8 protein-coding genes are annotated in these 8887 nt (G+C 37.4%); 1 reads left to right on the forward strand and 7 read right to left on the reverse strand.

From position 1 onward, the window contains the following. Positions 1–152: 152 nt before the first annotated feature. The 7 genes from HNQ37_RS07950 to rlmD form a co-directional block, all read right to left on the reverse strand. Positions 153–2798 (reverse strand): valine--tRNA ligase, encoded by a 2646-nt coding sequence (locus tag HNQ37_RS07950; protein WP_183541082.1) that lies wholly within the window; start codon positions 2796–2798, stop codon positions 153–155. Between the two features lie 444 nt (positions 2799–3242). Beyond that, positions 3243–3605: a hypothetical protein gene (locus HNQ37_RS07955; RefSeq protein WP_221289137.1), complete on the reverse strand. Its 363-nt coding sequence runs from the start codon at positions 3603–3605 to the stop codon at positions 3243–3245. A 147-nt stretch (positions 3606–3752) separates the two neighbouring features. Next, positions 3753–5231 (reverse strand): alpha-amylase, encoded by a 1479-nt coding sequence (locus tag HNQ37_RS07960; RefSeq protein WP_183541098.1) that lies wholly within the window; start codon positions 5229–5231, stop codon positions 3753–3755. A 19-nt stretch (positions 5232–5250) separates the two neighbouring features. Beyond that, positions 5251–5493 (reverse strand): DUF1912 family protein, encoded by a 243-nt coding sequence (locus HNQ37_RS07965; protein ID WP_183541084.1) that lies wholly within the window; start codon positions 5491–5493, stop codon positions 5251–5253. Positions 5494–5522: 29 nt separating this feature from the next. Next, positions 5523–5864: an MmcQ/YjbR family DNA-binding protein gene (locus tag HNQ37_RS07970; protein ID WP_183541086.1), complete on the reverse strand. Its 342-nt coding sequence runs from the start codon at positions 5862–5864 to the stop codon at positions 5523–5525. A 33-nt stretch (positions 5865–5897) separates the two neighbouring features. Beyond that, complete coding sequence (locus HNQ37_RS07975; protein ID WP_183541089.1) at positions 5898–6404, reverse strand: GNAT family N-acetyltransferase; 507 nt, start codon at positions 6402–6404, stop codon at positions 5898–5900. A gap of 17 nt (positions 6405–6421) precedes the next feature. Then, positions 6422–7792 carry a 23S rRNA (uracil(1939)-C(5))-methyltransferase RlmD gene (gene rlmD, locus HNQ37_RS07980; RefSeq protein ID WP_183541092.1) on the reverse strand — a complete coding sequence of 457 codons (1371 nt, stop codon included), beginning with the start codon at positions 7790–7792 and terminating at the stop codon, positions 6422–6424. A gap of 245 nt (positions 7793–8037) precedes the next feature. Here rlmD and HNQ37_RS07985 point away from each other — a divergent pair, with 245 nt between their 5' ends. Further along, the gene (locus HNQ37_RS07985; RefSeq protein ID WP_183541095.1) at positions 8038–8781 is read left to right on the forward strand and encodes an ATP-grasp domain-containing protein; all 744 of its coding nucleotides are present in this window, start codon (positions 8038–8040) and stop codon (positions 8779–8781) included. Positions 8782–8887: the final 106 nt, after the last annotated feature.

The raw sequence follows: 8887 nt of genomic DNA on the forward strand, positions 1-8887 counted from the left end.
TTGAGCTTCCGTTGCCCTCGTTCGCTTCCTTCAGAGTCAACTTGTATATCTTATCAATTCTTCTCCCCCTTGTCAACTATTCTCGCACGTTTTTGAGTGTTTCTTTCAAATACTTAAAAAATAAGCTGATTCTTAAAAGAATCAGCTTATTTTCATGTGTTTTTCAACTCGTTTATACGATTTTGTGTAGAATCGTATTTCTCTTGATAATCTACTAATTTATCCTTTTCTTTGTTAACAACTTCAACCTTCGCATTTGTTACGAAACGCTCGTTACCGAGTTTTTTATTCACTATATCTAGTTCTTTTTCCCATTTTTCACGTTCTTTCTCTAAACGTAAAATCTCTTCTTCTATATTTATTAACTTTTTTAGTGGCATTAAGATCTCAGCTCCAGAAATAATTGCTGACATTACCTGTTCATCAAGTACAATATCCTTATCAATTACCAACTCAGATGGATTGGCAAATCTTTTAATGTATGGTGCTACTGATTTTAAGAAAGTAGTACTGTCTGACTTTATATAGATAGGAACTTGTTTTGACAATGGTGTATTAACTTCTGCTCGAATATTACGAACAGACGTAATCAGTTCAATCAGCATTGCAACGCCATTACTAGCGGCTTGATTTTCAAAATCAAGGTCAACTTCGGGATACTTTGCTGTTACAATAGATCCTGTCGTATTTGGCATTTTCTCAAAAATTGCTTCAGTGAAAAATGGCATGATGGGATGCAATAAACGTAGAATTTGATCTAAAACGTGTAATAGCACAGAACGTGTGATATTCTTTTCTGCTTCATTTTCACCGAACATTACTTCTTTTGTAAGCTCAAGGTACCAATTTGCAAACTCATCCCATATAAAGTTGTATAGAATGTGACCCGCCACACCAAACTCAAATTTATCCATCTGCTCAGTTACACGCGAAATAGTGTCATTGAGTCGTGTTAAAATCCAAAGGTCGGTTACGTTACCGGCTGATTTATTTGCTACTTTGGCTAAATTTGTTGAAACCTGATTAGCTGAAATTTCGCCAGCATTCATAAGTATATAGCGGCTTACATTCCATATTTTATTGATGAAGTTCCATGCAGCATCCATTCTGTCATAACTGAAACGAACATCTTGACCTGGGGCTGAGCCATTTGATAAAAACCACCTTAGTGCATCAGCACCATATTTATCTATAACGTCCATTGGATCAATTCCGTTACCCAATGATTTAGACATTTTACGCCCTTGCTCATCACGTATCAATCCATGAATCAAAACATTCTTGAATGGCGATTTATCAGTAAATTCCAAGGATTGGAAGATCATACGTGAAACCCAGAAAAAAATAATGTCATAACCTGTGACAAGAGTAGAAGTTGGGAAATAACGTTGGAAATCAGCTGACTCTGTATCAGGCCAGCCCATAGTCGAAAATGGCCAAAGAGCTGAACTGAACCAAGTATCAAGCACATCCTCTTCCTGAGTCCAACCTTGTCCATCTGGTGCTTCCATTCCTACGTAAACCTCACCAGATTCTTTATACCAAGCTGGAATCTGATGTCCCCACCAGAGCTGACGACTGATAACCCAGTCATGAACATTACCCATCCATTGCAAGAAAGTATCGTTAAAGCGTGGGGGAAAGAACCTTACTGCATCTTCTGTTGACTGATTGTCAATGGCACGCTTAGCCAACTTATCCATCTTTACAAACCATTGTTTGGATAAACGAGGCTCAACGATAACACCAGTTCTCTCAGAGTGACCAACTTCATGGTGGATTGGCTCAATTTTAACAAGATGCCCGAGCTTTTCAAACTCAGCTACTACCTTTTTACGAGCTTCAAAACGATCAAGACCATTAAAATTCTCGCCACAAAGTTCATTCATCGTACCGTCAGGGTTCATCACATTTGGCATCGGTAAATCATGCCGTTGGCCTACTAAAAAGTCATTTGGATCGTGAGCTGGTGTGATTTTAACCACGCCTGTTCCTTTTTCCATATCTGCGTGTTCATCTCCAATTATAGGGATTTCCTTGTTGATGATTGGTAAAATAACCTTCTTACCAATTAATTTATTATAGCGTTCATCTTGCGGGTTAACCGCCACAGCAACATCGCCAAAGAAAGTTTCTGGGCGTGTTGTAGCAACTTCTAACTGACCTGCGCCATCTGCCAAAGAATAGGTGATATGATAAAAGGCACCTTCGACATCTTTGTGGATAACTTCAATGTCAGACAAAGCAGTCATGGCCTTTGGATCCCAATTGATAATCTTTTCACCCTGATAGATCCATCCTTTTTTGTAGAGTTCAACAAAGACTTTGCGAACTGCAACATTCAAGCCTTCGTCAAGTGTGAAACGTTCTCGACCATAGTCAACGGAAATTCCCATTTTTGCCCATTGCTGATGAATCGTCTCCGCGTATTCATCTTTCCATTCCCAAACCTTCTCTAGAAACTTTTCACGGCCAAGATCATGACGAGATATATTGTCTTCAGCAAGCCGTGCTTCTACCTTTGCTTGCGTTGCAATACCAGCATGGTCCATCCCCGGCAACCAAAGCGTATCAAATCCTTGCATACGCTTCTGCCGAATAATTATATCTTGAAGCGTTGTATCCCAAGCGTGTCCCAGATGGAGTTTTCCTGTGACATTGGGTGGTGGAATGACAACACTGTAAGGATGAGCAGCTTTATCAGCTGATGGTTTGAAAACACCTTGTTCAAGCCATTTTTCATAGCGACCTTGTTCAACTTCTTTTGGATCAAATTTGGTTGAGAGTTCTTCTGTCATTTTTTCTCCCTTCAATATAAGAAAAGCGCCTAACCATAACTGATTAGGACGCTTAGACGCTAGCGCGGTACCACCTAAATTCGCAGGTAAGACCTACGCACTTAATTACATATTAAACTGAAATTCGGCTACCTTCAAAATCTTCTTTTAAAGCCTTGCACCACCGGCTTCTCGCTTGCAAATTAGGATCCATACTCCTCCGAATTATGTTTATTCTATCAGATTTCTTTTCCTTTTGCAATACAGCTTGCTTTAGATTAAACCATAAGAACATCCCAAGGGATGTTCTTATGGTTTAGGAGTTATTTATGAAAAAGCTATAGAAGCATTGGAGTCGCTTCTTTTAGGAGCATAACTAAATTATAGCTAAGTTCTTTAAATGAAACTTAAATAATCTGAAAATTTTTTATTTACTTCTCAATTCGCTATTTTACTAACTTATTTTCAATAACTTCTAGAAAACCCATGTCGCTTTAGATTGTGCTCTATAACAATTTGAAGCAAGTCTTTAAAGATGCTCTCATCCATATCATAAGGAACTTGTAGACTTCCTTTTTCAGATTTAATACCAAATCTCTGAAAGACTTTAAAACTTTCTTCCTCATAAACCTGGGTTCCATAAATCCCCAACCATTTCTGACATGCCATAAGTAGAAACAATTGTTGTGTCGACTTTTTTGCTTCTTTGGGATAAAAACCTGGCATCGCATAACTTACCCTTTCCATAACCTCTGGATAGAGTTCATGAACCATCTTTCGTATCAGCTTCATGCGAAAAAGCTTACCGGACTCAAGCCATTCATCCATGAAATAAAAATCAAATGCCTATGCTTTTTCCACTATCACATTTTCCGTTCAATATAATTTTCTAAACTAATTCAGCATTTTCAAGGGAATCTTCCAATTACTCAATTTTTTCCAATTCCAATTTAGTGGGATTCATAGTATTAGAGCTTATTCATGAAAAACTTTTGAAGTGAAATCAATATATTCTTCACAAATCCAAACACTGACTGATCCATCATTCACTGGAAATTCAGCCCGCCCTTCTTCATTTAATTTTATCTTATCCGTTCGATGACCAAGTAGGTCAATATAGACTTTTCCTGCCTCAATTGCTCCAATAGTCATCCATTTACTACCACCAGTTGCATTAGTTAAAATCACTGCTAGCCCAGTGCTATGATCGTCAATTTTTACTATACTAGTCCACCCAACAATGTCTGGATGATCAAAATAGTCTGAACACTCAAAAATTTCCATTTTTGATCGTAAACAGATCATCATTTCAAGACCAGAACCAACTCCCTTGGTATCACGCGTTGGAACGCCAAATAAATCCCCCCAAAACACAACAGGGATTCCGCTACGGCGTAGCAAAATTAAGCTATAGGCCTGTTCTTTAAACCAACCTTCAATCCAAGATTGTAAAGCCTGCCCTTCCTGTGTATCATGATTATCAACAAAAGTAACAGCATAATCTGGGCGAGTAGCCACCAAAGTGTTTGCAAATATTCCACGCATATCAAATAATCCATTACTTGAGCTTGCCTGATAAAGATTGAAGTGTAAAGGAACATCGAATAAATCTAAAACATTTCCGGACTCATCTAAATAATTAATCAATCGGCCAAGATCATTAGCCCAATATTCCCCGACTACAAATGCTTTTCGTCCTATTTGTTGATCACGTGATTTTAGCCAGTCTTTAAAATAATGGAAGTCAATATGCTTGACAGCATCCAAGCGAAAACCATCTATTTGGGTGAGTTCAGTAAACCAGCTCCCCCATTTTTCAAGTTGTTTAACTGTCTCAGGAACCTCCATATCCAGGTTAGCTCCCATCAGGTAATCAAAATTACCATTTTCGTCATCTACTTCTGGAGACCAATTTTGCCCCTGAAATTCAAAAATTGCATGTTCATGACTCCGCTGATCATAATCTACACCTGAAAAATTTTTAGAAGTCCAGATATAATCATTATATTTTCCTGAACGCCCTGGGAAAGTGAACTTAGTCCAAACCTCAACTTCTTCAATATCTGACTTTGGCTGAAGGCGATTTGAAAAAGAATACTGAACAGCTTTTACGACTTCAGATTCATCTGCTCCCATCATGTGATCAAAGACAATATCCGCGTAAACTTCAACCCCATAATTATGGAGCACCTTAATCAACTTTAAATATTCATCTTTACTTCCATATTTTGTCGGAACTGTACCTTTTTGGTCAAACTCCCCCAAATCATAAAAGTCATATACACCATAACCAACATCAGAAATACCTGAAGCACCTTTGAAGGCAGGTGGAAGCCAAAGGCCCGATAGGCCTAATTCTTTCAGTCTTGGGACAAGGTCTGTAAGATTTGACCAGTGTTTCCCATTTTGATCTAGATACCACTCAAAAGCCTGTAAAATTGTCCTCATACGTATCTCCTAAGATTTAGTTAGCTTAATATTCTTTCAGATTCATCAAACCATCTGGTAAGGCATCAAAGGGTTTACCTTCTTTATAATTTACTATTTTTCCTGCTAAAAACTCATAAGCTTCAAGACGCGATTCATACCTAACTTCAGCATCATGTTCGCCCGCCTCAGCTGCAAAGCCTTGGGCTTTTTCATTAACTGATATTTGCATGTCAAGCCATTCGGCTAAGTCCTCTATAAATTGTTGTTGATAACTATTATCTGGCATTTACTTATTACCTTTCTAGTTTTATTAATTCATTTTGTTAGCTGATAAGATTCCTCGACTAAAGTTAATATCTGCTCATCTGATAGGTCCGAATCAAGTTTTATATCTGACCAGTGAGTTTTATTCATATGCCAAGCTGGGTTTACGGCACCAAATTCTTCTCTTAGCGTTTCCGCTCGCTCAGGATTTAGTTTTACTGCAATGACCAAATCTCCATCTTGGTGTTGAATCCAATAGCAGAATATTTTCTTGTTCTTAAGATGCCGAATGGCTACCGTCGGAGTCTTATCTTTTTCCATCTTGGAGAAAGGACAATTTTGATAAATTGGACCAAGGTTTTCACAAATTTCATATAATTCATACAATGTCATTTGTCACTATCCATTTTCCATTATCTTTTTAAATTATAGTTCTAGTTGATAAGCCCAACGTGCTCCATCAGAAATCGTGACATCCCCACGCCTTACAAATCCTTCACGCTCAAAAACATGTTGCATAATCTTATTGTTAGGATGAGTATCTACGCGGAAATCTTTGATTCCTCTCTCATAGCCAAGTGTAAAGACGGCCGTGAAAAGAGAGGTTGCCAGTCCCAGTCCCCTGTATTTGTCAGAAAAAGCAATACAATGAACCGCAATGTAGGCAAAATTATCATTCGTCCAGTCCCCATTTTCAATAGTTGTATATGCTTTGTCTTCACCAGCAATGAGAGCACTGAACCCAGCTACCTCATCATCAACAATTAAGACATACCCTTCCTTATTGTTAATGAATCGCTCTATATCTGACCGTGCCGGGTAATTTCCTTGCCATTGGTCCGTATCAAAACCCGAAAGAAATTTTTTGGCGTCATTAATAATTGGAACTATCGCACTTACGTCAGATAATGTTGCTTGGCGTAGGTATATCATGTCTTTTTCTCTATTCTTTAAATTTTTTTCTTTGTCATTTTTACGACCGCCTCACAGCGAGCGGTTTGTGGGAACATATCCACAGATTGAATGTAGTTTACGTCATAAATTTCTGATAAAGCCACCAAATCCTTAGCTAATGTTGACACATTACATGAAACATATACTAACTTTTCTGGTTGAAATTTTACCAATGTTTCAATCAATTGTTCATCAAGCCCCGTACGTGGCGGATCTACAATTACGGCCGTTGGGCGTTGATTTGACTTGTACATATTTGCAATAACTTTTTCAGCACGACCAGTCTCGTAATGGCAATTTTTGAAGCCAAGACGAGCTGCATTTGCACGGGCATCTTCCACAGACTCTGGAACAATATCCATGCCATGCACTGATTTAACTTTTTTGGCCAAAGCGAAACCTATTGTTCCAGAACCACAGTATGCATCTAAAACTCTGTCTTCTTTATTCGCATTTACTGCCTTAATAACTTCATGATAGAGCACTTCAGCCTGCTTCGTATTCAATTGAAAAAATGCTCGCGGGCTGAGCTCGAAATCGTATCCAAGAAGACCCTCTGTTATTTTTTCTTGGCCCCAGATTATCTCTGTCTTCTCACCATAAACCTCGCTGGTCTTTTTCTCATGAAGATTTGAAGCAACAGTCACAATTTCTGGATAATTTTCAGTTAATTCCTTTATGAGTCGATCATAGTTTTGTGAATTACTTGAAATTAAAATAATTTGAACTTCACCAGTTAATTGACTACGACGAATGACAAAAGTCTTAATACCTTTGATCCTGCGTTCATCGTCTACAGGAATTTTATATTTATCAATCAACTTACAAAGATGATTTGCAATATCTTGAGTGATCTTATCTTGGACTAGACAAAAATCTAAATTAATAAGGAGATGTGAACCTTCAGCATAAAGACCTGCAATGGTCTTTCCAGAATTCAAACGACGTAATTGGTAAGTCAACTTATTGCGATAACCATGCCAATTTGCTTGTCCAAGAGTTGGTCGAAGTTCGTATTTATCATAGTCCTTGGGTCGATATTTGTTCAAAGCTTGACGTAAAACATCTACTTTAAATTCTAGTTGTTGAGGATAGGCCAGATGCATAATATGAGAACTCGATAGACTAGCAAAATTATTATCTTCTGGCTTCACGCGATAAGGTGAAGATTTCAAAATATTGACAACTTTTGCGCGAGAAAAATTCGGTCGGTTTTCTGTAATTTCAATCTGAACTTCCTCGTCTGTAAGGGCATAAGGGACAAAAATCAAACGCTTCTTATAATAAGCAATTCCCTCCCCGTTGATACCCAGACGCATGATCTGAACCTTAAGTTTTTCGCCGATTCGCAAGTTAATTTTATTCATAGAATCATTATATAACAAAAGTTAGTATTTCCTAATATGATAGGCATTTTTAAGATCTTAATAAATTATAGATATTGGTAATAATAAATGGATCTTTGGGCTCAATTGTCAACCAAAATAATTTAAGCATATTTTTTGAAAATTTTAATATTACTTATTGATTTACTTTAAAAATATACAATTTATTTCAATTATTAGCACATTTTAATATCAAAATCTAAGGAAGCCATGATACAATTGGCGCCATGAGACAAATTGAAAAAATTCTACAAGAGATAGCGGCTGAAGAAAGCCTAGACTATCATTCTTATTCAGATGGCTGGATTATTAAAGTGAACGAAAAACTTGTGACTGGTTATCATTTCCCAAACAACAATGCTGGTTCAAGTAATTTATGCAATGACAAATCCGCAACTTTTGAAATTCTTAATGAAGCTGATATTCCAGCTGTCTCTCACCTTTTCTTTATGGAGATAGATGAAGTTCAGATTCGTTTTCTCTTTAATCATTATGGCAGCTTAGTAATCAAACCAAACCAAGGGACGGGTGGATCAGATGTTTACCACGTAACGTCACAAACAGAATTAATTCCCACTATTGAAAAAGTCCTTTCACGCTCTAATAATATGACAGTTTCTCCTTTTGAAAATATCGCTCAAGAGTATCGCTTGATTATTTTAAATGGTGACGTGCAGCTCACTTATAAGAAGCATGTTCAAGAAGGTTCTTGGAAACATAACCTTGGCCTCGGAGCAAAACCTGAAATTGTACCTTTAGACCCTGTTTTAGAGGATATGGCGAAGCGTGCTACTAAGGTTGTTGGCATAAATTTTGCTTCTGTTGACATTGTTGAAGTTGATGGCGGATTCAAGGTACTTGAGATTAACTCTGGTGTTATGATGGAAAAATTTTCATTGCAATCGGATGAAAACTATGAAATTGCGAAAAGCATTTACCGTAAAGCTCTTACGCACTTAAAGTCTAATTAAAATCAAAAAATAAAGGCAAATTGCAAATTTAATTTAGCCACCCCGATACATCTGAAATGGTGTCTGATACTTGAACATTTTTCTTGGATAACAATTCATCCAAGTC

The organism is Lactovum miscens (assembly GCF_014202895.1).
Classification (GTDB): Bacteria; Bacillota; Bacilli; order Lactobacillales; family Streptococcaceae; genus Lactovum; species Lactovum miscens.

What these genes read in the sequence shown, in the direction of transcription:
- HNQ37_RS07970 (WP_183541086.1), bottom strand. Translation starts at nt 5,864, where the DNA reads ATGACATTGTATGAATTATATGAAATTTGTGAAAACCTTGGTCCAATT.
- HNQ37_RS07985 (WP_183541095.1), top strand. Translation starts at nt 8,038, where the DNA reads ATGAGACAAATTGAAAAAATTCTACAAGAGATAGCGGCTGAAGAAAGC.
- HNQ37_RS07950 (WP_183541082.1), bottom strand. Translation starts at nt 2,798, where the DNA reads ATGACAGAAGAACTCTCAACCAAATTTGATCCAAAAGAAGTTGAACAA.
- HNQ37_RS07975 (WP_183541089.1), bottom strand. Translation starts at nt 6,404, where the DNA reads ATGATATACCTACGCCAAGCAACATTATCTGACGTAAGTGCGATAGTT.
- rlmD (WP_183541092.1), bottom strand. Translation starts at nt 7,792, where the DNA reads ATGAATAAAATTAACTTGCGAATCGGCGAAAAACTTAAGGTTCAGATC.
- HNQ37_RS07955 (WP_221289137.1), bottom strand. Translation starts at nt 3,605, where the DNA reads ATGGATGAATGGCTTGAGTCCGGTAAGCTTTTTCGCATGAAGCTGATA.
- HNQ37_RS07965 (WP_183541084.1), bottom strand. Translation starts at nt 5,493, where the DNA reads ATGCCAGATAATAGTTATCAACAACAATTTATAGAGGACTTAGCCGAA.